1 protein-coding gene is annotated in these 814 nt (G+C 64.4%); it reads left to right on the top strand.

From position 1 onward, the window contains the following. Positions 1 to 814 (top strand): DUF5801 repeats-in-toxin domain-containing protein (locus tag AKL29_RS43770; RefSeq protein ID WP_244482442.1); only part of this gene is annotated, 814 nt, incomplete at both ends.

Below are 814 nucleotides of genomic sequence, written 5' to 3'. Positions count from 1 at the left end.
CGTGACGGCAGACTTCTCCAACAACTTCACCGGCGGCAGCTACGGCAGCGACGGTGCTGGCAGCACGACGTACACGTTGAAGCTCACCGGTGCCAACGTCGCCTCCGGCCTCTATGCGCTCGATGCGACCGACAAGACTGCCGGCGACGGCGATGGTATCGGACAGGGTGCGCAGATTCTGCTGAACCAGGTCGGTGACACCATCACCGGCTCGGCCGGCGGCACCAACTACTTCACGATCACGATCGATCCTTCGACCGGCATCGTGACCTTCACCCAGCTTAACAATATCTGGCACTCCGATCCGACCAACCCGGACGATGCGGCGACGCTGACGCTGTCGGCTGCCAATCTGTTGCAGGTGGTGCAGACCATCACCGATGCGGACGGTGACAGCGTGACGACGCCGCTGAACCTCGGCACCGGCGTGTTCACGATCCAGGACAGCGGCCCGACCGCGGGCACGGTGACCGGTCCGACCGACACCTTGGTGCTGGACGAGACGCGTCCTGTTGGCAGCGACACCGCGGGCGGCACGGCGCCGACCGGGCTCGACACCGTGACGGCGAACTTCTCCGACAACTTCACCGGCGGTAGCTACGGCAGCGACGGTGCTGGTTCGACGACCTATACGCTGAAGCTGACGGGCTCGAACGTGGCCTCCGGCCTCTATGCGCTCGATGCGACCGACAAGACTGCCGGCGACGGCGATGGTATCGGACAGGGTGCGCAGATTCTGCTGAACCAGTCCGGCAACACCATCACCGGTTCGGTTGGCGCGACGACCTACTTCACGATCACCATTGATCCCGCA

It is taken from the genome of Bradyrhizobium pachyrhizi, assembly GCF_001189245.1.
Classification (GTDB): domain Bacteria; phylum Pseudomonadota; class Alphaproteobacteria; order Rhizobiales; family Xanthobacteraceae; genus Bradyrhizobium; species Bradyrhizobium pachyrhizi.
The sequence above is the reverse complement of the archived record's forward strand: the minus strand, read 5'-3'. Positions and strand labels throughout refer to the sequence as shown.